This is a genomic window from Protofrankia sp. Cj3 (assembly GCF_917627355.1).
GTDB lineage: Bacteria > Actinomycetota > Actinomycetes > Frankiales > Frankiaceae > Protofrankia.
In genome coordinates this window covers 987-2,303 of the sequence record NZ_CAKJTR010000302.1, presented here as the reverse complement: position 1 = coordinate 2,303, position 1,317 = coordinate 987, and the positions used below count along the sequence as shown (strand labels likewise).

At 68.3% G+C, this 1,317-nt stretch carries 1 protein-coding gene; it reads left to right on the top strand.

What is annotated here, in order from left to right; all coding sequences use genetic code 11:
• A partial coding sequence (locus MJ783_RS22680) for a polyketide synthase dehydratase domain-containing protein (RefSeq protein ID WP_239313796.1) occupies positions 1–1,317 on the top strand: 1,317 nt, incomplete at both ends.

Genomic DNA, 1,317 nt, shown 5'->3' with positions numbered 1-1,317 from the left:
GACCCGGTAACGTCGAACGGCAACCCCGCCACGCTGGGGCTCGGGCCCGCGGGGCACCCGCTGCTGGGCGCCACGGTGGGACTGGCCGACGCCGACGGACTCCTGTTCACCGGACGGCTGTCGCTACGGACCCACCCATGGCTGGCCGACCATGCCGTGATGGGTTCGGTGCTGGTTCCCGGTACGGCGTTCGTGGAACTCGCGCTCCGCGCCGGCGACGAGGCCGGCTACGAAAACCTCGACGAACTGATAGCGCAGTCGCCGTTGATACTGCCTGAACGCGGTGCGGTCCAGCTACAGCTGGCCGTCGGACCGCCGGACGCGGGGCGGCGCTCGATCACGGTGTACTCACGGCCGGCGGACGCCCCGGCCGGTTCGGAATGGACCCGCCACGCCAGCGGTATTCTCAGCGCCAGCGGTATTCCCAGCGGTATTCCCAGCGGTATTCCCAGCGCCACCGTCCAGGACGCGCCCTTCACCCTGGACGAATGGCCCCCAGTGGATGCCACCGCAGTGGATATCGAGGACATCTACAGCATTCTGACCACGGTGGGCCTGGAATACGGGCCGGTGTTCCAGGGCCTGCGCGCCGCCTGGCAGCGAGAGCACGAGTTTTTCGTCGAGGTCGCGCTACCCGGCGGACAACGTGCCGACGCCGCGCTGTTCGGCGTGCATCCCGCGTTGCTCGATGCCGCGGTGCATATCACCGCCTACGACGGGTTGCGAAACTCGCCGGAGGGCCGGACCTATCTGCCGTTCGCGTGGACGGGCGTGCGCCTGCATGCGTCGGGCGCCTCGGCCCTGCGTGTACGGCTGGCGCTGAGCGGCCCGGAGAAACTGTCCATCCAGGCGGCCGACGAGACGGGCGCACCCGTTCTCTCGATCGAATCACTGGTCGGGCGCCAGGTCTCGGCTGAGCAGATCAACGCCGCCCGGCCGGTGAACCAGGACTCGTTGTTCCAGGTCGACTGGACGGCGATCACCCTACCGGAACCACCGTCCACCAAAGCGTGGTCGGTCATCGGTGACAACGACCAGAACCTGCGCTCCGTTCTTGCCAAGGCCGGTGTCAAGACCAGGGTCTTCACCGATATCGCCGCTCTCGGCACAGCTGTTGACCTGGGTGAGCCCGCGCCCACCCTGGTATTCGTCTCGGGCATTCCGGAAGCGGTTGCCGACGACGAGGACCGCCCGGCTGTCGTGCGCACCGCGCATACGACGGCACACCAGGTGCTCGCATGGGTACAGACGTGGATCGCCGAGCGACGGGTCGAGTCCTCACGGCTCGTGGTGGTCACCCGTGGCGCTGTCTCCGCC